The organism is Vibrio mediterranei (assembly GCF_900088415.1).
GTDB classification, from domain to species: Bacteria; Pseudomonadota; Gammaproteobacteria; order Enterobacterales; family Vibrionaceae; genus Vibrio; species Vibrio mediterranei.
The window spans coordinates 93,555-118,559 of sequence record NZ_FLLQ01000008.1 but is presented as its reverse complement, the minus strand read 5'-3'; the positions used below and the strand labels follow the sequence as shown (position 1 = coordinate 118,559).

The following is a 25,005-nucleotide window of genomic DNA, read 5'->3' as shown; positions in this document are numbered from 1 at the left end:
GCGTTGTCACAGCTCCCTATAGAACAAGTGTTGCCTTCAATATTTGAAGCGATTTCCTCATCGAGTCAGATCATACTTAAGGCGGCGACTGGTGCCGGTAAGTCAACGTACTTTCCTGAAAAGCTTGTTGAAAGTGGACTGATAGATGGCAAAATTATTATGCTCGAACCGCGACGTATTGCGGCGAGAAATATTGCCATGTACGTAGCATCGCAGCGTAATGAAACGGTTGGTCAAACTGTAGGCTACCGAGTACGTGGCGAGAGCAAGGTGAGCAAGGGTACAAAGTTAGAGGTTGTGACAGAAGGTATCCTAACTCGTATGCTGCAAGACGACCCTGAGTTGACGGGCGTTGGAGCGATTATTTTTGACGAGTTTCATGAGCGTAGCCTCCATGCAGATACTGCTCTAGCTTTTACCCTTGAAAGCCAAGAGGCGCTGCGAGATGACTTGAAGCTGATAGTGATGTCTGCAACGTTGGAGGCCAATGACCTTCAACGTGTTTTACCGACGGCGACCTTTATAGAATCCAGTGGACGCTCTTTCCCAGTGGAAACCCATTATGTGCCAATAAGCCGCAATGATAATCTGCCAATATTTATGGCAAAACAAATAGAGAACCTGATGTTACGTGAGTCAGGCTCTTTGCTGGCTTTCTTACCAGGCGTTGGCGCCATCAAAAGAGTTGAAGAGCTTTTGCTACAAGCTGGTATCGAAGCAGATGTCTGTCCTTTATATGGGCAGTTGGATTTTAAAGCGCAGCAAAAGGCTATCCAGCCAGCTAAATCCGGAACACGAAAAGTCGTTCTTGCAACCAATATCGCTGAAACTTCCCTGACCATTGAAGGTATTCGCCTCGTCGTGGATTCTGGATTAGAAAACCAATCTTGGTTTGATTTAAAAACGGGTGTTTCGAGACTTGAGCAAACCCGCATTGCACAGTCCTCCGCGATTCAAAGGGCAGGACGTGCAGGTCGAATTGAGCCAGGGCTTTGTGTACGTTTATATAGTGAAACTCAGTTCAACTCACAACCTGAGCAAAGTACGCCAGAAATTTTACGTAGTGACTTGTCCGCATTGCAATTAGAACTGACCAAATGGGGCTGCTCTGATGCAATGGATTTAGCTTGGATAGACCCTCCAAAGTCCACGCATCTACAGCAAGCCCAGTCGCTTCTTATCAAGCTGCAACTTATCGATGAGAAGGGCAAACAAACCGCACTTGGACATCAAGCTCATGAGTTGGGTGTCGAGCCTCGCCTTGCTAGCATGTTGCTACAGGCTAAGCAGTTAGGGTCTGAGACGCTTAATGTGGCAATAGCCGTATGCTGCCTAATTGAAGAGCCCGAACGCAATGAGCTGGATCTTACCCGTTCATTAACGCGCTGGCAGCAAGGCACTCACTCTCGCCGTGGCTCTCTTTCCCAAAGAGCTTCTGTCTTGGCGCAACGTTTATCGCATCGTTTTGTATTAGAGGCGATGAATGAATCTTTACTCGGATTTGTCGCAGTGCTCGCATTCCCAGATAGAATAGCGGCAAGTCGCAGTGCTGCATCGGGACACTATTTGTTAGCAAATGGGCATGGAGCAAGTGTCGATAATCAGCAACCATTAGCTAAGTCACCTTACTTGGCCGTTGTTGATTTAATGAAAACCGGTCAGGGAAGTAGTCAGATTTTTAAGGCGTTGCCGCTGGATATTGAGTTGCTTTCGACAACAGCACCGCAATTAATTGATGAACTCTCTGTGGTGGATTGGGATGATCAGAAAGGTCGCTTAGTTGCCAGTGAACAACGAAAAATTGGCGCGATTGTTTTGCATCACAAAGAGATTCCCGTTCCAGAAAAAGCGGATGTTGAAGCTGCGCTGCTTGGCTATGTTAAGCGTAAAGGTTTAGTTGCGTTAGACTGGAACTCTGACGCGCAAGCACTTTGTACGCGCGTCATATGTGCTTCGGACTGGCTCCCAGATGAAGGTTGGCCGGATATGTCTGAGCAAGCATTGTTCGACGAGCTTGAGACGTGGTTATTACCCTTCATGACTGGCATCAAGAATGCCAAACAACTTAAGAAGTTGGATGTAATGGCCGCATTACAAGCCCGCTTAGGTTGGGATAAACAACAACGACTCAATGAATGGCTCCCGACGCATTTGGTAGTTGCCTCTGGCGGAAGAAAGAAAATACATTACCAAGTTGGTGAAGCTCCGACGTTGTCTGTGAAGCTGCAAGAAATGTTTGGCGAAAAGTCGTCACCTACTATTGCGCTAGGGAAACAAGCGATTGTGTTAGAACTGTTATCTCCAGCTCAACGTCCGTTGCAGATAACCAGAGACTTGGCGGCATTTTGGCAAGGTGCCTACAAAGAAGTACAGAAAGAGATGAAGGGGCGTTACCCGAAACATCCTTGGCCTGATGACCCAATGAATCATCAGGCAACGAGTAAAACTAAAAGACAATTGAATTCATGACAGTAACGAAAAAGTTGGCACCTAGTGGTAAAAAGCCAGCACCAAGAAAGACCACCACAAAATCGGCTCCTAAATCGAAAGCCAAAAGCAGCAAACCTAAGCGTAAACCGAGCCGGAAAAAAGCGAAACAAGGGTGGGGGAAACGTCTGCTCTCAATCGGTTGGAAACTAGCTCTGGTTGGCGTGGTCGCCCTTGGCGCGGTGTTTTACTATCTCGATCAAGTGGTTAAAGAGCGCTTTGAAGGTAATTTATTCGAGTTGCCAACAGTGGTTTACGCTCGTGTGCTCAATCTGTCTGTCGGCGACAATATTACGATAGCTCAGTTACGTAATGAACTGGACGTATTGAACTATCGTAAGGTATCTCAACCGCGCCATCCAGGAGAGTACTCCTCGTCTTCCACCAAGATAGAACTGATTCGTCGTCCCTTCGAATTTGCCGACGGTCCAGAACCCGATCGTCATGTGATGTTGTATTTTAACGATGGGTCATTGTCTAGAATTCAGTCGTTGGAAAAGAAAGGCGATCTTGGCTTTCTAAGAATTGAACCTAAGATGCTAGGGATGCTCGAGAAAAAAGCCGATGAACAACGCTTGTTTTTAAGGCGTGATCAATTTCCAGAAATCATGATCGACGCGTTATTAGCAACGGAAGATCGTGATTTTTACCAACATGATGGCATCTCCCCTACTGCCATAGCTCGTGCGTTTTTTGCTAACATTCGTGCTGGCCGCACGGTACAAGGGGGCAGTACGTTAACACAACAGTTGGCTAAAAACCTGTTCCTCACCAGTGATAGAACCTTATGGCGTAAAGTAAGAGAAGTGTTTATCGCACTCATCCTTGACTATCGCTATAGCAAAGACCAAATCTTAGAAGCATATTTAAATGAAGTTTACCTTGGCCAAAGCCGCGGTGAGGCTATTCATGGTTTTGGGCTAGCGTCTCGTTTGTATTTTGGTCAGCCATTACAAGAGTTGAGAATTGACCAGCTTGCGTTATTGGTGGGCATGGTAAAAGGACCATCGTACTACAACCCTATTCGTCATCCAGAGCGAGCTAAGCAGCGCAGAGACTTAGTGCTGCGTTTAATGATGGATCAGAACATGCTGACCGGACGTGAGTTTGAAATGGCAGCCTCTCGTGATCTCGACTTGCAGAACAATCCACAAATTGCGAGCCGCCAACCAGCGTATTTTCAGCAGCTTAACCGTGAGCTGAATAGCAAGCTAGGCGATAAGCTACGTGGTGGCAAAGGCATTCGAATCTACACCTCTCTGGATCCTGTTTCACAGGACAAGTTAGAAAAGGCCATTGCTAAGCGGGTACCTCAGTTAGAGAAAATATCCGGTAAAGGTCTTGAAGCGGCTGCCGTCGCGGTGGACAGAAATACTGGCGAGATCCGCGCTATGGTGGGCGGTAAGCGTACTGGTTACAGTGGTTTCAACCGAGCGTTGAATGCGAGTAGGCCAATTGGTTCGTTAGTCAAGCCTGCGGTCTATCTTACTGCGTTGGAACAGCCGCAGAGCTATGATTTGGCATCGACACTTCAAGACACTCCGATAACTTTGAAAGGAAGTCAAGGTAATGTTTGGCAGCCACGAAACTACGACCGTAAGTTCCGTGGTGATGTGCCGCTCTATCAAGCGCTTGCAAAATCTCTTAATGTCCCGACTGTGCGTTTAGGTATGTCTCTCGGCATTAAACCGGTTTCCGAGACATTAGTGCGCTTAGGTGTAGATGCGAATGAGATCAGGCCTGTTCCATCCATGTTCCTTGGTTCGCTATCGTTGACGCCGTATCAAGTCGCTCAGATGTTCCAAACTATCGCCAACTCTGGACGACAAGCCGAGCTATCGGCTTTACGCTCAGTCGTTACTGTGGACGGAGAGGTGCTCTATCGATCTCTACCTAAAGCGCAGCAGAAGGTCTCTCAACAAGCAGCATGGCTTACTACCTTTGCGATGAAAAAAGGGGTAGCTGAAGGAACGGGACGTTACCTGAATAGTCAGTTTGCATGGGCAGCACTGGCAGGAAAAACGGGTACCAGTAATGATACTCGTGATAGTTGGTTTGTTGGTGTTGATGGACGAGAGGTGACGACAATTTGGGTTGGGCGTGACGATAACAAGTCGACTAAACTCACAGGCTCAAGCGGTGCGTTGCGAGTGTATTCAGACTATTTGAAAGCTCGAATTCCAGAGAAGTTAACATTGCCTTGGCCTAAAAACATCAGCATGATTGGTTTCTCTAAGCAGCGCAGTGGTGCACTGGAGCTTGATTGCGGAAGCCAATTTGAATTACCCGTCTGGGATGAAGGTGGAAAACTGAAAGCTTCCTGTGACAACCAACCCAAACAGTGGATAAAAAACCTATTTGACTGGTGATTTCAACTACGTTTAATTATGAAGAGAATTTGCTAATTACCTGATATATTGGATTAACCATAGTAAAAAGTGCTTTTAGGGATGAATGTGAAACGCCTGATTCAGTGGCTAGTAGCCGTCGCTCTCCTGTCCAGCAGTGGATGGGTGTTAGCAACCGAAAATACTGATAACAACGCAAAGGAACTTGACCGTCCTAAAATAGGATTGGTTCTGGCAGGTGGCGGCGCGAAAGGGGCTGCACACATCGGTGTTCTAAAAGCACTAGAAGAAATGCAGATTCCTGTTGATATCATCACGGGCACAAGCATGGGTGCCTATGTGGGTGGCCTTTATGCGACCGGAATGAGTGCTGACGAGATTGAGAGCTTCATCTATACCGTGGATTGGAATAATGGATATCGCGACCGCGTCAGCCGCAGTCAACGCAGGGTTCGCGATAAGGAGTCGGAAGATCGCTACCAAATTCGCACCGATATCGGTTTACATTTTGGCTCGATAGAAGCCCCAAAAGGGGTGGTACAAGGCCAGAATATGTTACGCATTCTGCGCAAAACCACGGGCAACCTCCCTGAGTTCAAATCGTTTGATGATTTGGCCATTCCTTATCGTTCGGTGGCGACGGACATATTAAAACTTGAGCCTGTTGTACTGGATAAAGGTTATCTCGTGGACGCGATGATGGCGAGTATGTCGGTACCGGGCGCACTGCCACCTTACGAGCTAGACGGCTATTTACTGGTTGATGGTGGGGTGACTAATAACATGCCTGTCGAGCTGGCTAAGCAGATGGGTGCGGATATTATCATCGCGGTTGATATCAGTAGCGACTACAAAACCCGAGAAGATTTCAGTAGCTTCTTGACCGTTGGCGAACAGCTATCCAATTATTTGGTACGTCGCAGTACAGAAGAACAGATGCAAGCTTTAGATGACAATGACATCCTTATGCACCCAGACGTGGGACAGATCGCCACCACCGATTTTTCAGCGATGCCGAAAGCGTATGATTTGGGTTATCAAGCGGCTTATCGTAATGAGAAACAGCTTAAGGCGCTCACCGTAAACAGTGCTAAGTTCCAACATTATATCGATGCTAAACAGCTAGCACGTAAAAAGCTAGTGTACGGTGATGAGAACGTAATCGATAAGATAGTGATCAATAACCAAAGCCACTACAGTGATGAGCTAATCAAAAGCCGCTTAGGGTTGGAAGCGGGCGAGATCCTAGAAACTGATGAGATAGAAAAGCATATCGAGGAGCTCTATGCTCTCGATCGTTTCGAATTGATCACATACCATTATGATGACAGTAAGGGAGATACCGAGCTCGTCGTTAATGTTAAAGAGAAATCTTGGGGTCCAAATTATATGGACTTTCGTTTCTATCTTGAAGAAGACTTCAATGCGAACAGCTTCTATTCGATAGGTGTTACTACGAACTTTACCGATTTAAACGATCGCGGTGCTGAACTGAGAGTGAATGCTGACTTTGGTACCGATAAACGTGTGGAAGGTGAGCTTTACTCACCGTTCATGTTCAATCAGGACTTTTTCTTATTGGCAGGTCTGCGTTACAACAGTGATAAGCGTAACGTACTTTGTCAGTTAAACAGCAGCGAAGATGGCTGTGTTGACCCAGCTCTTGAAGGTAGTGATGACTTTGTCCCGGTGACCTACAGAGAATGGGAAGGTGAACTTGCTGTGGGGTATCAACCCACATTGTGGCAAGAAGTAAAAATTGGTGCGCGTTATACCACTGGAGAATCATTCGTATCACCGCTCCCATCATCTGGAAAGTTTGATTTTGATCGTCGAGGCTTTTTTGCCAGCTATAAACTGGATACGTTAGATGATTACAGCTTGCCAACCAAAGGCTGGTTGGTGAGCATGGAGTATTTGCTATCGAGAGACAGTGGCGACCAAAACATCCAAACTGAACCCTCAGAATTTTCTGATAATGCCTATGAAATTAGCCTTGCTACTAAATATGCAAAAACCTTCAATCGCAACACTTTTGTAGGCTCATTCGATTATGAAATGATCGAGACGGAAAACGACTCGTTACCTGTAAGTCCAAGAGAGCTGGGTGGCTTTTTGAATATGTCGGGGATTCCTCGTAATAGTTTGATTGGCCAGAACAAGCTCTATGGCAGCCTGGTGTATCGCTATCGCTGGTTCGACAACGACTTTGGTATGTTCCAATCACCGGTTTACTTAGGAGCAAGTGCTGAGTATGGCGGTGTCTGGAATGGCGACCGCACTTTGTCTAATGCACCATTGTATTTAGCGGGGTCAGTATTTGCTGGTATAGACTCCCCTGTCGGGCCTATTATGCTGTCTTATGGTCAAGTAGAAACAGGGTTACGCTCGTTCTATTTGATTATTGGAGCCGCTTACTAAACGACATTATCACTCCAGATTATGTTGAATATAAATACTCTAAATGAAGGGTAGTATTGCAGCGACCTGCTGCAACTTTAGTCGCAAAATGCTTGTTTTTACTCAAACTTGCAATGTTGGTCAAAATGATAAGATTTTAATCTAACGTTAAATTTGCTATCCTTCGCCCCACAGTTTGGCCTCTCTGGCACTGCTGATTCAGTTACTTGATGACGAGATAAGGCGAGGGAGAGCCAAGTTTCCAAGGATGTCCACTCCTAATTCTAATTATTAAGGAGGGACCGCAATGAGAGGAAAAAGTCGTGCTTGAAGCCTACCGTAAACACGTCGAAGAGCGTGCTGCCGAAGGAGTTGTCCCAAGACCCCTAGACGCCGAACAAGTTGCTGGACTTGTTGAGCTATTAAAGAACCCACCTCAGGGTGAAGAAGAGTTTATTCTAGACCTCCTCGAGAACCGTATTCCACCTGGTGTTGATGAAGCTGCTTATGTTAAAGCAGGTTTTCTGACGGCTGTAACTAAGGGCGAAGTAGAATCGCCACTAGTGAGCCGTGAAAAAGCAGCTGAACTCCTAGGCACTATGCAAGGTGGTTATAACATTGAATCACTGATTGCCTTGCTGGACGATGCAGCGCTAGCGCCAATTGCCGTTAAAGCACTGTCTCATACGCTACTAATGTTTGACGCTTTCTATGATGTAGAAGAGAAAGCAAAAGCGGGTAATGCCTACGCAAAACAAGTTCTAACCTCTTGGGCTGAAGCGGAATGGTTCCTGTCTAAACCAGAGCTACAAGAGAAAATTACGTTGACAGTATTCAAGGTGACGGGTGAAACCAACACTGATGATCTGTCGCCTGCACCTGATGCTTGGTCTCGTCCAGATATTCCAGTACACGCCCTAGCGATGTTGAAAAACGTACGCGATGGCATTGAGCCGGATCAACCAGGTTCAATCGGCCCAATCAAACAAATTGAAGCACTTAAAGGCAAAGGTCATCAACTTGTTTATGTTGGTGACGTGGTCGGTACAGGTTCTTCTCGTAAATCAGCAACCAACTCTGTGTTGTGGTTTATGGGTGATGACATTCCAAACGTACCAAATAAGCGTGCTGGTGGTTATGTATTGGGTGGCAAGATTGCGCCAATCTTCTTCAACACAATGGAAGATGCAGGGGCACTGCCAATCGAAGTGGATGTAACTAAGCTGAACATGGGTGACGTGATTGACGTGTATCCATACCAAGGCAAAGTATGTAACCACGACTCAGGTGAAACCCTAGCAGAGTTTGCACTAAAAACAGACGTACTGATTGATGAAGTTCGTGCAGGTGGTCGTATTCCACTTATCATTGGTCGTGGTCTAACAGATCGTGCTCGCCAATCTTTAGGTCTTGAGCCGTCAGAAGTTTTCCGCCGCCCAGTAGCCGTTGAAGAGTCAGATGCTGGCTATACATTGGCTCAGAAGATGGTTGGTAAAGCGTGTGGCGTTGAAGGTGTTCGTCCGGGGACTTACTGTGAGCCTAAGATGACGACGGTTGGTTCTCAAGATACGACAGGCCCAATGACACGTGATGAGCTAAAAGACTTAGCATGTTTAGGCTTCTCTGCAGACCTAGTAATGCAGTCATTCTGTCACACCTCAGCATATCCAAAACCAGTCGATGTGAATACTCATCATACATTGCCTGATTTCATCATGAACCGTGCCGGTGTTTCACTGCGTCCAGGTGATGGTGTTATCCACTCTTGGTTAAACCGTATGCTTCTACCTGATACCGTTGGTACAGGTGGTGACTCACATACTCGTTTCCCTCTAGGTATTTCTTTCCCAGCAGGTTCTGGCCTGGTCGCGTTTGCTGCGGCAACCGGTGTTATGCCTCTTGATATGCCAGAATCTATCCTTGTTCGCTTTAAAGGTGAAATGCAGCCAGGCATCACACTTCGTGACCTTGTTCATGCGATTCCTTACTATGCGATTCAGCAAGGTCTATTGACGGTTGAGAAAGCCGGTAAGATCAACGAGTTCTCTGGTCGTATCCTAGAGATTGAGGGCGTTGAACATCTAACTGTTGAACAAGCATTCGAACTTTCTGATGCTTCGGCTGAGCGTAGTGCTGCAGGTTGTACCGTTAAACTGTCTCAAGAGTCCATCGAAGAGTACTTGAACTCAAACATCACTATGCTTAAGTGGATGATTTCAGAAGGCTATGGTGACCGTCGTACTATCGAACGTCGTATTGTTGCAATGCAAGAGTGGCTTGCTAATCCAGAACTGATGCAAGCGGATAGCGATGCAGAATACGCACATGTTATCGAGATTGACCTTGCAGACGTGACGCAGCCAATTCTTTGTGCACCAAATGACCCAGATGATGCTCGCCTACTTTCTGAGGTGCAAGGAACAGAAATCAACGAAGTCTTCATTGGTTCTTGTATGACTAACATTGGTCACTTCCGCGCTGCTGGTAAGTTACTTGATAAGTACAATGGTCAACTAGATACTCGTCTATGGATTGCTCCGCCAACGAAAATGGACCGTGACCAGCTAACAGAAGAAGGCTACTACGGTATCTTTGGTCGCGCTGGGGTTCGTATCGAAACACCGGGATGTTCTTTGTGTATGGGTAACCAAGCGCGTGTGGCTGACGAAGCGACAGTTATGTCTACGTCGACTCGTAACTTCCCGAACCGTCTTGGTACTGGTGCTAATGTATACCTTGCGTCAGCTGAGCTTTCTTCAGTCGGTGCAATCCTAGGTAAGATTCCAACGAAAGAAGAATACCTAGAGTACATGAAGCAGATTGACCCAACGGCTGCAGATACTTACCGCTATCTAAACTTCCACCGTATGGGGCAGTACACAGAGAAAGCAGACACAGTCATCTTTCAAGAGCCTGCTTAATGGTGAATTATAGGGCTCGATAAGAGCTCTATGCTGAATAGCAAAACGGCCACTTTGAGTGGCCGTTTTTTTATGCGCTGAGTTAGTGATTTGATCTAGGCTAATTGGTCAGCAACTTTTGTAGCTTGTCGCGTAGAGCAATAATATGGTCGCGCTCTGGGCCTTGACGGTGACAATGGTCGAGTATGTATTCTACTGAGCTTAGTACTGTACGCCAACGAGGTGTTTTGGGTAACGTCTCTAAGCGCAAATATTTATCCAATGTGCGCGTTTGCAAGGTGCTGCGGTCTAAGTAAACACGCCACAAGCCACTTTGTTCAGCAAAGGCAAACTTGGTTTGTCCAGTAACACTTTCCCAATACTCCAACGCATTGGTCATGGTATCTACCAATAACTCGCGCATCAATTCAGGACGAGACTTCTCTTCATCGACGGCTTTATCCGCCAATTGAGTAAATTCTCCGCCCAGCTCTTTGAGCTCGAGCAGTTTCGCCTTATCACCTTCAATCGCATATCGAGAAAGCGCATCAATAGCGGTCTCTAGGTTTTTCACGCGCGTTTGATCGAGAGACTGCCCTTGTTCGAATATGTAGATGCTCTTTAACCCCGAACCTTCAGGTAAGGTGAGAATGTCAGTATTTATATGTTGGCGTACATCATCGACAAAAATATCGATATCGCCGCAATAATGCTCCTGAGACAAGTGAATAAATTTAGGCGCAATTAGCTCTTCAACATTGGAGCGTTTGAGCTGCTCAACACTGCGTTTAAACATACGTCCGGCACTTTGGTTAGCAAATTGTACCTTGAGATCTTCTCGGATGCATAGAATCGCTTCCGGCGCACTATCGAGCTGCTCGATCAAACGCCCTTGTGTTTCTAACAAGCTGGCTTCAACCAACGCACGTTGTTTGATTTCATACTTGAGAAGTTGATTTTCGGCGCGTCTTTCTTCGGCTTTGCTTGCTTGAAGGTGAGCGGCGATACGTGCTGCCAGCTCCGGTTTACTGAACGGTTTTGCAAGATAGTCATTGGCACCGAGCTCAAAACCACGAACTCTGTCTTCTGATTGATTCAAAGCGGTGAGCATTATGATAGGCAGCGCGGCATGATCATATTGTTCACGAATGGTTTCACACACTTCAAAGCCACTCATTCCAGGCATCATAATATCGAGCAGCAGTAAGTCTGGTTTTTCATGCTCAATAACATCCAGTGTTTCTAAGCCATCTTTGGCCAGTTTTACTTGATAGCCTTCTAGTCTTAAAAAGCTCTCTAGGATACGTAAATTCACTGGCTCATCATCCGCGACAAGTAGTACTGGTCCATCTGGATTCTCAGGAAGGACTTCCTCTTCTTCGGGATTGATCTCAGTCGGCTCGGCGATATGGAAGTGACTATTCTGTCCTAATTGAGACATATGCTCTATTTCTTCCTGTGTCGCTAAAGGAAGGGTGAAGCTGAACGTGGTGCCAACATGAGGCTGACTACTGACATAAAGAGAACCGCCCATTAACTCAATAAGCTGTCGACTTATCGATAAGCCAAGCCCTGCACCTTGGCGATAATGACCTGAATCATGACCCGCTTGAACTAACGGCTCGAAAATATGTTCAAGCTGCTGAGCAGGAATCCCTTGGCCAGTATCTACTACTTGTACACGAATATGATCATCCATGGCGGTGGCCGATAATACGATCTTACCTTCATTGGTGTATTTGATGGCATTACCTACAAGGTTATAAAGTACCTGTTCTAAGCGCTGTGGGTCGGCTGAGACATAAGGCAATGGTTCGAGGACTTGATTGATAATTCGAATCTTTTTTTCACCAAGCAAGTGATGTGACAGCTCCAAGACCAGCTGTGTTGCACCGGTTAAGCTGATAGCAGAACGTTCAATATCTAAGTTGCCGTAACGCATCTTGTGATAATCGAGAAGATCGTCCACCAATCCAGCAAGGCGCTGGCCACTGTTAACAATGATATCAAGCTGATACTTATGATTGGCGCCAATTGGTCCATTGGCACCAGAGATCATTGCCTCTGCAATCCCAATCATGCCGTGAAGTGGAGTGCGAAGTTCGTGAGAGGTGGTTGCAAGGAATTCATCTTTCAGCTTGTTTGCTAGCTGTAATTCTTCATTTTGCTTTTTAATCGTGACTAGATTCTGTTCTAGCTCTTGGTTCTGACTCTTAATGAGCTCGATTTTCTCTTTTATTGAGCGCCTCATACGCTCGAAACTCAGAGCCAATCGGCCAATCTCATCTTTACGGTCTGCGCTAATAATCGAAGGTTCTAAGTCTCCACCAGAGGCTCTTTCAGCCGCCCAAGTAAGCTTAAGCAGTGGCGACGTAATAAAGTTAGAAAGGTAGTGTGAAGCAATGACAACCAGCACAATCGCGGTCAGCATTGCAATAACAAACAGTTTTTCTAGTTGCTTAACGCTAGCAAAAGCGATGGCTTCTGGTGTTTCGGCAACCAGTGCCCAATTGGTTTCATTGAGTTGAATAGGAGTGAATGCCGCAAAGTAGTCTTCGCCTTTGGCATTGGTGTAGCTACCCACCATGGTGAGACCCGATAAGGCTTGTGATATAACTTCGTTGCTGTTGTCTATGGTGTCTTGTTCAAGCCCAAGTATCTTAGCAGCATGGTCACTACCGACGAGCAGCAGCTTAATATCATCTGGTTTGCCGTCAGTGATGAGTTTAGTGATTCCCTTGATGGGAAGTCTGAACATGGCATAACTGTGAAGGTAACCTTGCTGGATAATCGGTGCACCAAGCCAAGCGTACTGTTGGTCATCTTGCAGGGCAAAGTCGGAAATAACAACCGGGGTGTACTCTTCGTTTTCTTTGCGCTTGTGAGTGACTTCAGATTTCAAACGATCAAAGGTTTCGCCAAGGATCTGAGTTGAAAACTCGCCCGTTTCTAAATTTGTGCCGTAATAGCGATTTTTATAGACGGAGTAGGTGACGTTGCCTGCAAGATCGACCAGTATGATGTCATCAAAATCTGAGCGTTTCAGGTGCTCCATAAACGCCCTATGATAGCGCTTGTGTAGAAGACGGTAGCGCTCACTTCCTACATAACTACTAGAGTCTGGAAGGATTGCGGTTTTTACTTGATTGCCTGAACCTTGAATATAGCGTTCTTGCGCATGTTCTCTTGCTTGTTCTATATCGTCACCGAGGCGCTGGAACGCATTTACCAGGCCATAGAATCGTCCTCCACTGGCATAAGCGAGTTCTGAACGTACGAATCCCATGACTTCAGACTCTTGAGCTTGAAAGTAGTTGATCAACTGCTGTTTTTTAGTATCTCTTATCGATACCAGATGAGAGGTACTTTGATCTTTTAGATCCTGACTGTGTGCGTTGAGAAAGAATAGCGCGATGACCGTCAAGGGTGTAATGCTGAGCACCAAAAAAGCCATCATCAAGGTGTTTTGCAGTCGCTTGAATTTCTGTTTTCGATACAACTTGAACATATTTATCGCTTAGCTCTCGGTATGACGAATTAAGAAAGAGTTAACCTTAGCAATTTAATGACTTTTTTTTCTTTGACAAGTAAGTTGGCGATAAACCGTGTTGAGTAACACAAAAATAACGTATGCAAGCAGCTTTGCTGTGTAAGAAAGGGCCTAGTGAAGCGAGTTATTTAAATGAATTCAATTGGTTGATAAAAGGCTTGAGAACACCAACCAATTGGATTCTTGATGACTTATTTTGTTGCGTGATAGATAGCAAACTTACGATTTTTATCGACTGTATGACAGTGACCAAATTGCTGCTCAATAATAGGTGGGTATTTGAGGAAGCTATTAGCAACAATCATTAACTGCCCGTTGTTATTCATATAGTTAGGTGCGTCAGACAATAAGGTTTCTGTTGCTGAATAACTGGTATCTAAGCCAGCGTGAAACGGAGGATTACTGATAATAAAGTCGAGTCCCGGGGTGACATCTGAGTAGACGTCTGACGCAAATACCTGACCTTCTAAATTATTTGCTAATAGAGTTTGCTTGCTCGATTCAATGGCAAAGGCATTGATATCACACATATTGAGTTCAATATCGTTATATTTTAGCCCCATGTAAGCGCCAATAACACCGGCACCACAACCAAAGTCGAGCACTTTACCTTTCAGTTCAGGTAGGTTGTTCAGGAGCAACTGACTACCACCATCAAATTCACCGTGACTGAAGACGCCTGGCAGGCTTTTAACTGTGATGGGTAATCCATTGAGCTCTACGTGGTAGCTTTTAAACCAGTTTTCAAGCTCAAATGACTCGGGCGCTGATTGACACATGCCCCAGTAAAAAGAGCAACGTCGAGCTGAGTCATATTTGTTCATTGGTCCGTAAGGCTTGAACATTTTTTCGATGCTTTTTACACCAGAGCGATTTTCACCGACAACAGCAATCTCAGTGTCGTTGCCAAGTTTTGCTAGTGCCATTTCCAGTAGCATTTGCGCTTCGGCTTTCGCTTTTGGCCAGTAGAGTAAAATCATATCGGCATCAATGTCACTCGGTAATGAAGCGCCGAACAACGTAGTGACTTTACTTGAAGAGCTTAACATGCGGTAGGTGATGTAATTACTGGTAAATACCGTCACCTTGTCGCAATGTTTACTAAGCTCGATAGGGAACTGATCTTCTATTTCGCCGATGACCAATACACGCTTTTGCGCGAAGTATTCGAGTTGCCTTTCCGCGATTTGACTAGGTGCGATGTAGGTTGCCATGACGAGTTATCTCTGGAAGTAAAAAGGGAGGGGATTCTCTCACAAAGCCCTCCCTGAAAAAAGTGTCTAGCTGTTATCTTGTCCGTCTAAGAAGTCTTTAAATTCTTCTTCGTACATATTGAACAGAACCATAGTGATGGCAAAGATAAGAGGGCCGTAAATCAATCCAATTAAGCCAAATAGATGAATACCCCCTAAGAGAGAGAAGAATATCATCAGAGTATTCATACCCGCACTGCCTTGCATTAGCAGCGGGCGCAGCACGTTATCAATAGAGCCTACGACGGCGATGCTCCAGACAGCTAAGAACAAGCCCCATGTGGTATCGCCAGTAATGAGCAAGTAAGCGGTAGCTGGTATCCATATAAGTGCGGTACCTACAACAGGAATAAAGGATGCAAAGCCCATCATTGTGCCCCAAAACAGCCCGGGGAAACCTGCCATCCACATACCAAAACCACCTGCGGCCCCTTGAGCTATCGCGGTCAAGAATGAACCCATGACCGCTGATTTCGACACTTTTTCAATCTCATTCAATAGGCGGTCTTCTTGACTGCGCGAGAAAGGCAGAATATGGCGAATCGCAGCGATGATTTTGTCGTGGTCACGCAATAGGAAAAACAGAACAAACAACATCAAGAAGAAGTTCATCAGGAAGTTTGTTGCGTCACCAAGAATTTTTGCACTAGTCGCAACTAAATTCGAACCTAGCGAAGTCGCAAACTCAGCCGCTTTCTGAGCAATATCTTGTGCGTTAATTGCGTCAAAAGGGAGGTAGTCATTGATAAAAGACAACCCTTTCTTTACCCAAGGGTGGGCGATAACCTCTTGAATACCACCGCCAGTGACCCATTGATACATGTTTTGAGAGAACACGGAACCTTGTTGAACGATAGCACTAAACACCAAAAGCAGAGGCATAACGATAATAAACGTCAATACAATACATGAGAGCAAGGCGACGACGTTCTTGTGTTTTGGCATTTTGCTCTCAATCCACTCATGAATCGGGAACATCAACAGAGAAAGGATGAACGCCATAACAATGGAATTCATATAGGGTTCGACTAATAAATAACAAGCAAACGCTGCAAACAGAAGGGCAAGGATAAGTACCCAGTGGCTAGCAGTCACATTCATTTTATTTTTCACAACGTTTCCTCAGACCTTCTTAAAGAAGGGGTAATGACTTTATGACAAACACCTACAGACGAGGCATTTTTACTTAGTTATAGTGGTCATATAATGGACGCAAAATGTTGATCGATCAATGTTAATTACTTTTCATTTACTGGCTTTACGGAGGGAATATGGGGTGTTGTAGCGACGACAAAAAGTGTCAATCGAATAAGCGTCAAAAACGTGCTATTCCTTGGTTTTCTCTGACCATTGCAGTGCTCATTATTCTGGCATTGTTTAATTGGCAGGCATAAAAAAGGGCTGATTAATCAGCCCATAAGGTATTTTTACAATGCTTGCTTATGCTTCGCTAGCAATGATGGCGAAACAGCGATCAGCTGCTTCTAATGTTGCATCGATTTCTTTAGAGCCGTGTGCCAACGAGGTGAAGCTTGCTTCAAATGCTGATGGTGCTAGGTAAACACCGTGGTCTAGCATTAAGTGGAAGAAGCGTTTGAAACGTTCAACATCACACTTAGCTACTTCTTCATAGCAAGTGATAGTTTCTTGCTCAGTAAAGAAGAAACCGAACATGCCACCTACTTGGTTCACGACTAGTGGTACGCCGTGTTTGTCAGCAAGTTTTTTAAAGCCATCAGCAAGTTGTTTGGTCTTATTCGCTAGGCGTTTTTCATTACCTTCTTCGGAAAGTAGCGTCAAACAAGCGTAACCTGCCGCCATTGCAATTGGGTTGCCTGATAGTGTACCTGCTTGATAAACAGGACCTGTTGGTGCGATGTATTGCATCACTTCTTTACGACCACCGAAAGCACCAACTGGCATACCGCCGCCGATGATTTTACCTAGCGTGGTTAAGTCTGGTTTGATGTTGTAATGTGCCTGTGCACCACCTTGAGCAACACGGAAACCTGTCATTACTTCATCAAAAATAAGTAGAGCACCTTCCTCATCGCAAATCTGACGTAGACCTTCATGGAAACCCTCTACTGGCGGAATACAGTTCATATTGCCCGCAACAGGTTCAACGATAATACAAGCGATTTCGCCTTTGTTTGCTTCAAACAGAGCTTTAACGGAATCTAGGTCGTTGAAACGTGCCGTCAGTGTGTATTTAGCGAAGTCAGCAGGTACACCTGGAGAGCTTGGTTGTCCAAGAGTCAGTGCGCCTGAACCTGCTTTAACCAATAGGCTATCGGCATGACCGTGGTAGCAACCTTCGAACTTAAGAATTTTGTCACGACCAGTGTAGCCACGCGCTAGACGAATAGCACTCATGGTAGCTTCTGTACCAGAACTTACCATGCGCAGTTGTTCCATTGATGGAACCAACTTGCGAACTAATTCCGCCATGTTGATTTCCATTTCAGTTGGTGCACCGAAACTTAATCCACGTTGCGCTGCATTAATCACTGCATCACGAATTGCGGCGTGGTTATGGCCTAGAATCATAGGACCCCATGAACCTACGTAATCGATGTACGCTTTACCATCAGCATCAAAAATCAATGGACCATCGGCACGTTCGATAAAAATAGGTGAACCTCCTACGCCGTTGAAGGCACGAACCGGAGAATTAACACCGCCTGGGATGGTCTGTTGCGCTTTTTCATACAGCTCAGCTGATTTGGTCATGGAAAGTTCCTCTTTGCTTGTTCGGACCAAGTTGAGCAGCATTGTACATCTCCGCACAGATTCTAGTAGTGTTTTGAGCACATTTTCGTAAATTAGCGTTTGAATCTGCTGTAAAGCTAATTTGCTTTTGCGTAATACTTGAACGAAGCAGTCAGGTATTAGATAATCTGGTGCAATAACTTTAAAATTATATGCAAGGTCTGGTGAGCAGCTGGGCCGTCCTTTTTCATCGCAGGGGATATCTGCCCATCATTAGGTTGTGGTAGGGTGTTATTTGCGATTGAGTAGCAAGAGAGGTTCCCGTGAGTGATGTAGCTATTCCTTTAGATTTTTCAGATGCCGCGGCAACGCGTGTACAGACCCTAATTGCAGAAGAAGAAAACCCACAGCTTAAGCTTCGTGTTTATATCACGGGTGGCGGTTGTAGTGGCTTCCAATATGGTTTTACGTTTGATGAGAACGTGAACGAAGGTGACACGACAATTGAGAAATGTGGTGTAACTCTGGTGGTTGATCCAATGAGCCTGCAATATTTAGTTGGTGGTGTAGTTGATTATACTGAGGGACTAGAAGGTTCTCGTTTCTTTGTGAATAACCCAAATGCGACAACAACCTGTGGCTGTGGCGCATCGTTTAGCGTATAGCAGATAAAAAGGCGAACCATGTGTTCGCCTTTTTTGAGCCAGCTTTCAACACTGTGAAAAATCCCCCATTAAGAGCAGATTAGGAGAGAAGTTTAGTTGTCTATTTCTCTAGGCTGAGTAAAGTATTCCAGTCATCGCATTAAACATAGGATGTCGTTTAATGTTTGATTGCTAATAATTTTTTAGAACCAGTTGCCTTAGAGCAGCGTATCTAACCAGTTAGCGTCAAAAACACAATTATAAGGAAATGATTATGCCAATCAGTCAATCTGGCAGTTTTTTTTCAAAACGTCCTTGGCTTATTTCTCTGCTCTGTATCTTCATACTTAGTGTGTGGCTAGGTTTAGGCGTGTTAAAAGCTGAAGAAAATCAATCTACCGCACCTTCCGATGACCCTGCGCCTCTAGCCCGCGTTGTCTATCAAACTTTCAAGGCTCAACAAGTCGAGAAGAAAATCGATCTCTACGGCCGAACAGCGCCAGATCGTACCGCGAAATTGGGCGCTGAGATTGCAGGTAAGATCATTAAACTGAATGTACGAAAAGGTGACTCAGTTAAAGCCGGTCAGTCTATCGCTCAAATCGATCTCGGTGATTTGCAGATACGCTTAGAGCGTGCTCAAGCGATGCTAAATGTCAGACAGCAAGAATTCAATGCCTCTAAATCTTTAAAAAGCAAAGGACTTCAAGGAGAAGTGGCTTACTCAACCGCTGCCGCAAATTTAACTGAAGCGAAAGCTATGGTGAGTGCGGCGAAATTGGCATTACGCAATACATCAGTCAAAGCTCCATTTACCGGTATTGTTGACCATCTATATATTGAACTTGGTGATTTTGTTTCGGTTGGTGACCCTGTGGCGACGCTGATTGATTTAGAAACGTTGATCATCGAAGCGGATGTTAGCGAGAGACATATTCAGCAATTGGTCACTAGTCAACCATCGCAAATCCGCTTTATTAACGGTGATGAAGTGACTGGAAAGTTGCGCTATATCTCTCGAGTTTCTTCCGAATCGACGAATACTTTCCCGATTGAAATCGAAGTACCAAATCCTAATCAACGTATTCCGGCTGGTATCAGTGCTGAGGTTGAACTTGCGTTAGATGAGCAACTAGCGATTAAGATTACGCCTGCAATGCTGGCGCTAGATGAAAGTGGCAACCTAGGGGTGAAAACTCTCAAGGAAAATCGAGTCGCCTTTATACCGATTCAGCTTGTTAAAGCTGAGCAAGATGGCGTTTGGCTGACCGGGCTGGGCAAGCAAGTTGACATTATTGTGCTCGGACAGGGGTTTGTTCGTGATGGCGACAACGTTGAAGCGATCAGTGTTGACCAAGCCAATCAAATTGCCCAGCAGCAAGAGCAATAAGGAGCTGCTATGTTTGCATTAATTGATGCGGCGCTGTCTCGCTCTAGAACTATGTTGAGTTTACTGGTTCTAATTTTGATTGCTGGTATTGCGACTTATAACTCGATACCAAAAGAGTCTAGCCCCGACATTACCATTCCAATCATTTATGTTTCTGTTAGCCACCAAGGTATTTCTCCTACTGACAGTGAACGATTGTTAGTTCGTCCCCTTGAAAAAGAGATGCGCTCCGTAGAGGGAGTGAAAGAGATGACGGCGACGGCTTCAGAAGGGCATGGCTCAGTGACGTTGGAATTTAACGTCGGTGTCGATCTAGCCAAAGCAATGGCCGATGTCAGAGATGCGGTAGATTTAGCGAAGCCTAAGCTACCTGATGGCAGTGATGAGCCGACGGTAAACGAAGTAACCCTTGCCTCTGAGCAACCTGTGTTATCAGTCGTTCTTTACGGTACTGTTCCAGAGCGCACAATTGTTCAACTCGCTCGCCAATTGCGGGATAAGTTGGAAAGCTATAGGCAGATCCTTGAAGTGGATATCGCGGGTGACCGTGAAGACATCGTTGAAATCGTTGTCGATCCATTATTGATGGAAAGCTATGGCTTAGATCAGGGCGATATCTACAATTTAATCGCATTGAACAATAAGGTGGTGGCTGCGGGTTTTGTCGATACTGGATATGGACGTTTTTCCGTTAAAGTGCCTTCCGTATTTGATAGCTTGAAAGATGTATTAGAGCTACCAGTTAAGGTCGATGGCAAACAGGTGATTACTTTTGGTGATGTGGCGACAGTGCGCCGCGCATTTAGAGATCCTGACAGCTTTGCTCGTTTAGATGGTCGTTCGGCAGTGGTACTTGATGTCAAAAAACGCTCGGGTGAGAACATTATTGAAACGGTAGATCTCGTTAAAGAGGTATTACGCCAAGCACAAATGCTACCGGAGTGGCCAAATAACCTTTTGGTGAAATTCACCAAAGATGAATCGAAAGACGTAAAGATCATGCTTAATGATCTCCAAAACAATATTCTTTCGGCCATCATTTTAGTAGTGATCGTCATTATAGCTATTCTTGGTGTACGCACGGCCTTGTTGGTAGGGATATCAATTCCCGGCTCTTTCCTAACGGGCTTATTGGTGCTCTCAGTATTTGGTTTAACGGTCAACATTATCGTGCTGTTCTCACTAATCATGGCCGTGGGAATGCTGGTTGATGGGGCCATTGTTGTCACTGAGTTTGCTGACCGTCGAATGCAAGAGGGTACGCCTCGTAAACAAGCTTATCGCGACGCTGCAAGGCGAATGGCGTGGCCAATTACAGCCTCAACGGCCACTACGTTAGCAGCTTTTGCGCCGCTATTATTCTGGCCGGACACCACCGGCGAATTTATGAAATTCTTACCGTTGACTCTTATCGCAACCCTCACTGCATCGCTTGTCATGGCGCTGTTGTTTGTGCCAGTTATCGGTGGTTTGATTGGCAAGCCTCAGTATGTTTCACAGAAGCGCCAGCAACAGATGGTTGCATTACATAACGGTGAATTTGATCAAGCAACCGGTATCACTAAGCTCTATTACCACACGCTAGATATTGCCATTGGTCACCCTCTGAAAATATTGTTGTTGGCGATTTTGATGGCGATAGGGGTCGGGTTCGCCTACAACAAAGCGGGTCTAGGTGCCGAGTTCTTCCCTGAGGTAGATCCTCCTTACTTCAATGTAAAAGTACGTTCTCACGGTGACTTATCGATCAAGGAGAAAGATGAAGTGATGAGAGTGGTGGAACAGGTAATGTTTAACCACAAAGAATTTGAGAGCGTCTATACCAAAACCGGTGGTAAGGATGAAATTGGTACGATTCAGATCACTCCGGTTGATTGGCAAGATCGTCGCCGTGTGAATGTTATTATCGAAGAGCTCAAGCAGACCACGGATCAGTTTGCTGGTGTCGAGATCGAGTACAAATTCCCAGATGCTGGACCGCCTGTTGAACACGATCTAGAAATTGAGCTCTCGGCGCGTTTCCCAGAAAAGCTCGATGAAGCCGCTAAAATGATACGCCGTTGGGCTGATGGTAACTCTAAGCTGACCAATATCAGTGATACCTCGAATAAGCCGGGTATTGATTGGCAAATTGATATCAGTCGCGATGATGCATCACGGTTTGCTGCGGACGCGACTTTGGTTGGAAATACGGTACAGTTTGTCACTAATGGATTGAAAATTGGCGACTATTTGCCTGACGACTCGACGGAGGAGGTGGATATTCTTGTTCGATTCCCAAGTGACAAACGAGATATTGGCCGATTTGATGAGCTCCGTATCAAAACCCCTGCGGGATTGGTGCCTATTACCAACTTTGCAGAGATAACTCCTCAGCCTAAACAAGATACGATCAACCGTTTAGATGGCGTTCGTATCATTAGTGTTAAGGCTGATATGGCTGAAGGGTATAACCTCGCGGTCGAACTGCCAGGGTTTCAGCAGCAACTGAGTAATATCGATTTACCAGCCGGTATCGATTATAGAATTCGTGGTCAAAACGAAGAACAGAAGAACTCATCTGAATTCCTACAAAGTGCGTTTTTGGTTGCACTAGCGGTGATGGCATTGATTCTGATAACTCAGTTTAATAGTTTCTATCAAGCCTTCCTTATCTTAAGTGCCGTTATATTCTCGACAGTGGGGGTATTTGCAGGTCTGCTTATTTTCCAGCGACCATTTGGCATTATCATGTCGGGAATTGGGGTTATCGCTTTAGCTGGGATCGTCGTGAACAATAACATCGTGCTGATCGACACATATAACCAACTACTAAAACGAGGTTTAGACAAGCGAGATGCCATATTGAGAACCGGAGTTCAGCGTTTGCGTCCCGTCTTATTGACTACAGTAACGACCATACTTGGCCTTATGCCAATGGTGCTGGAGATGAATGTCGACATCATTAACCAAAAAATAGAGTTTGGGGCTCCGAGCACTCAGTGGTGGTCGCAGTTAGCAACAGCTATCGCTGGTGGTTTGGCATTCGCGACAGTATTGACATTAGTATTAACTCCTTGTTTGTTAATGTTAGGAAAGCGAGAAGAGAAGCAATCTAAACCATCGATTTTCAAGCGTTGGCGCTTCAGTAAGAGAAAGCCTCCAGCAAAAGCGGCTTAAAAACATAGAGCCTTCAAATTTGAAAGCCTCCTTTGGGAGGCTTTTGTTTTTTCTGCGGATAGCTTAATTGTGAATTATCCAACTCACCGATAGGTTTGCGCGGTTTTTAGGGCTATCTGAAAGAATTTAATACTGAATTTTCATTGATATCCTTGTTGATCGTTTGGCTAGTGGTTCAAGCTTGTAACAAATGTTTGCAAAACGACTCATTAAAAGTGGAGTGTGTTTTTTGAGAACTTGATAGGGTTAGATCTTGTGCTAAGAAAGAGTTAAAGTTGTTGCGTAAACGAATGGCTTGTTATGACAAGCTAGGCGTGACATAGCCGAAAGTGAGTAATTTCGATTTAGGCTACGAATAAGACCTAACTATGTAATGCCAGCTCAGCAATAACCAAATTGCTGCGATAACTGGTAAGGAGACAATATGGCAGATTCAACCCCAGAAATGCTATCTGGTGCAGAGATGATCGTACAATCTTTGATTGACGAAGGTGTTCAACAAATCTTTGGCTACCCAGGTGGTTCCGTTCTCGATATCTACGATGCGCTGCATGAAAAGCGCGAAAACATTCAACACGTACTCGTTCGTCACGAACAAGCTGCGACTCATATGGCTGATGGCTACGCACGTGCAACCGGTAAACCTGGCGTTGTATTAGTGTGTTCTGGTCCTGGTGCAACTAATACGATTACTGGTATTGCAACCGCATACATGGACTCTATCCCTATGGTTGTTATCTCTGGTAACGTACCAAATAACCTGATTGGTAATGACGCATTCCAAGAATGTGACATGGTGGGTGTATCACGTCCTGTGGTCAAACACAGCTTTCTAGTACAACGTGCAGAAGATGTACCCGAAACATTAAAGAAAGCGTTCTATATCGCCTCTTCTGGTCGTCCAGGTCCAGTTGTTGTTGATGTTCCAAAAGATGTTATGAATCCGCAAATTAAGTTTCCTTACGAGTATCCGGAAACGATTAAGATGCGTTCTTACAACCCGACAATGACGGGCCATAAAGGACAAATCAAAAAAGCACTAAAAGCGATTCTAGAAGCGAAGAAACCAGTGCTTTATGTCGGTGGTGGTGCGGTAATGTCAGAAGCCGACCAGCATATTATTAAGCTAGCTGAAACGCTTAACTTACCTGTTATTAGTACTTTGATGGGGCTAGGCGCGTTCCCTGGTACCCACAAAAACGCACTAGGTATGCTGGGTATGCACGGTACCTACGAAGCGAACTTGGCAATGCATAATGCTGATCTGATTTTTGGTGTAGGTGTACGTTTTGACGATCGTACAACTAACAACCTTGATAAGTACTGCCCTAATGCCAAAGTGGTTCACATCGATATCGATCCATCGTCGATTTCTAAAAACGTTCGTGCTGACCTGCCGATTGTTGGCTCTGCAGATGTGGTGCTTGAGACCATGCTTAGATTGCTTGTGGAGCAAGGCGGAACGAATGATGAAGCTGCGCTTAATGCTTGGTGGGATGACATTGCAGGATGGCGAGCGCGCAACTGCTTAGGTTATGAGACCTCAGAAGAACGTATTAAACCACAACAAGTTATTGAAGTGTTGCACAAACTGACTGGCGGTGATGCGTATGTCGCGTCAGATGTTGGCCAGCACCAAATGTTTGCAGCGCTTTATTACCCATTCAACAAACCTCGTCGTTGGATCAACTCTGGTGGTTTAGGAACCATGGGCTTTGGCTTCCCAGCAGCCATGGGCGTGAAATTTGCGCATCCCGATGAGGAAGTGGTGTGTGTCACCGGTGACGGCAGTATTCAGATGAATATTCAAGAGCTGTCGACGGCGATGCAATATGATGTGCCAATTAAGATCATTAACCTAAATAACCGTTTCTTAGGAATGGTAAAACAGTGGCAAGACATGATTTATCAAGGTCGTCACTCAAACTCATATATGGACTCTGTTCCAGACTTTGCTGCGATTGCAGAAGCTTACGGCCATGTAGGGATTCGAATCTCTAACCCAAGCGAGCTTGAGTCTGGTTTGAAGAAAGCGCTAGAAATGAAAGATCGCTTAGTATTTGTCGACATCAATGTTGACGAAACAGAACATGTTTACCCAATGCAAATTAAAGGGGAAGGCATGGATAAGATGTGGCTAAGCAAAACGGAGAGAACATAAT

General features: G+C 45.3%; 12 protein-coding genes. 8 read left to right on the top strand and 4 right to left on the bottom strand.

Annotated elements, in window-relative coordinates:
• Nucleotides 1-3: 3 nt before the first annotated feature.
• The 4 genes from hrpB (at nt 4) to acnB (ending at nt 10,156) form a co-directional block, all read left to right on the top strand.
• Complete coding sequence (gene hrpB, locus VME0621_RS20345) at nt 4-2,469, top strand: ATP-dependent helicase HrpB (RefSeq protein WP_062459993.1); 2,466 nt, start codon at nt 4-6, stop codon at nt 2,467-2,469.
• On the top strand, nt 2,466-4,856 hold the full coding sequence (gene mrcB, locus VME0621_RS20340) for a penicillin-binding protein 1B (protein WP_062459893.1): 2,391 nt from the start codon (nt 2,466-2,468) through the stop codon (nt 4,854-4,856). Before hrpB ends, mrcB begins: the two co-directional genes overlap by 4 nt.
• 81 nt (nt 4,857-4,937) lie before the next feature.
• On the top strand, nt 4,938-7,256 hold the full coding sequence (locus VME0621_RS20335) for a patatin-like phospholipase family protein (RefSeq protein ID WP_062459891.1): 2,319 nt from the start codon (nt 4,938-4,940) through the stop codon (nt 7,254-7,256).
• 302 nt (nt 7,257-7,558) lie between these two features.
• Nucleotides 7,559-10,156, top strand: coding sequence for a bifunctional aconitate hydratase 2/2-methylisocitrate dehydratase (gene acnB, locus VME0621_RS20330; RefSeq protein WP_038224012.1), 2,598 nt, complete (start codon nt 7,559-7,561; stop codon nt 10,154-10,156).
• A gap of 100 nt (nt 10,157-10,256) precedes the next feature.
• Here acnB and VME0621_RS20325 read toward each other — a convergent pair whose 3' ends face one another.
• From VME0621_RS20325 to hemL, 4 genes are all read right to left on the bottom strand, one after another.
• A complete protein-coding gene (locus tag VME0621_RS20325) occupies nt 10,257-13,643 on the bottom strand; it encodes a response regulator (RefSeq protein ID WP_062459889.1) in 3,387 nt (1,128 codons plus the stop codon).
• A 233-nt stretch (nt 13,644-13,876) separates the two neighbouring features.
• A complete protein-coding gene (rsmC, locus tag VME0621_RS20320) occupies nt 13,877-14,899 on the bottom strand; it encodes a 16S rRNA (guanine(1207)-N(2))-methyltransferase RsmC (protein ID WP_062459887.1) in 1,023 nt (340 codons plus the stop codon).
• 66 nt (nt 14,900-14,965) lie between these two features.
• Entirely contained in the window at nt 14,966-16,039 is a 1,074-nt protein-coding gene (locus VME0621_RS20315) for an AI-2E family transporter (protein WP_006072681.1), read from the bottom strand.
• A 339-nt stretch (nt 16,040-16,378) separates the two neighbouring features.
• Nucleotides 16,379-17,671, bottom strand: a complete 1,293-nt coding sequence (hemL, locus tag VME0621_RS20310; RefSeq protein WP_062459885.1) for a glutamate-1-semialdehyde 2,1-aminomutase — start codon at nt 17,669-17,671, stop codon at nt 16,379-16,381.
• A gap of 302 nt (nt 17,672-17,973) precedes the next feature.
• On the opposite strand from hemL, the gene erpA reads away from it, so the two are divergent.
• The 4 genes from erpA to VME0621_RS20290 all read left to right on the top strand — a co-directional run bounded on the left by erpA (nt 17,974) and on the right by VME0621_RS20290 (nt 25,004).
• Entirely contained in the window at nt 17,974-18,315 is a 342-nt protein-coding gene (erpA, locus tag VME0621_RS20305; RefSeq protein WP_006072684.1) for an iron-sulfur cluster insertion protein ErpA, read from the top strand.
• A gap of 253 nt (nt 18,316-18,568) precedes the next feature.
• Nucleotides 18,569-19,684 (top strand): efflux RND transporter periplasmic adaptor subunit, encoded by a 1,116-nt coding sequence (locus tag VME0621_RS20300; RefSeq protein WP_062459883.1) that lies wholly within the window; start codon nt 18,569-18,571, stop codon nt 19,682-19,684.
• Between the two features lie 9 nt (nt 19,685-19,693).
• Nucleotides 19,694-22,843, top strand: a complete 3,150-nt coding sequence (locus VME0621_RS20295; RefSeq protein WP_062459881.1) for an efflux RND transporter permease subunit — start codon at nt 19,694-19,696, stop codon at nt 22,841-22,843.
• 424 nt (nt 22,844-23,267) lie between these two features.
• A complete protein-coding gene (locus tag VME0621_RS20290) occupies nt 23,268-25,004 on the top strand; it encodes an acetolactate synthase 3 large subunit (RefSeq protein ID WP_038224002.1) in 1,737 nt (578 codons plus the stop codon).
• Nucleotide 25,005: the final 1 nt, after the last annotated feature.

Coding starts and splice junctions, on each gene's coding strand:
- mrcB (WP_062459893.1), top strand. CDS start 2,466: ATGACAGTAACGAAAAAGTTGGCACCTAGTGGTAAAAAGCCAGCACCA.
- VME0621_RS20335 (WP_062459891.1), top strand. CDS start 4,938: ATGAATGTGAAACGCCTGATTCAGTGGCTAGTAGCCGTCGCTCTCCTG.
- VME0621_RS20325 (WP_062459889.1), bottom strand. CDS start 13,643: ATGTTCAAGTTGTATCGAAAACAGAAATTCAAGCGACTGCAAAACACC.
- rsmC (WP_062459887.1), bottom strand. CDS start 14,899: ATGGCAACCTACATCGCACCTAGTCAAATCGCGGAAAGGCAACTCGAA.
- VME0621_RS20315 (WP_006072681.1), bottom strand. CDS start 16,039: ATGAATGTGACTGCTAGCCACTGGGTACTTATCCTTGCCCTTCTGTTT.
- hemL (WP_062459885.1), bottom strand. CDS start 17,671: ATGACCAAATCAGCTGAGCTGTATGAAAAAGCGCAACAGACCATCCCA.
- VME0621_RS20300 (WP_062459883.1), top strand. CDS start 18,569: ATGCCAATCAGTCAATCTGGCAGTTTTTTTTCAAAACGTCCTTGGCTT.
- VME0621_RS20295 (WP_062459881.1), top strand. CDS start 19,694: ATGTTTGCATTAATTGATGCGGCGCTGTCTCGCTCTAGAACTATGTTG.
- VME0621_RS20290 (WP_038224002.1), top strand. CDS start 23,268: ATGGCAGATTCAACCCCAGAAATGCTATCTGGTGCAGAGATGATCGTA.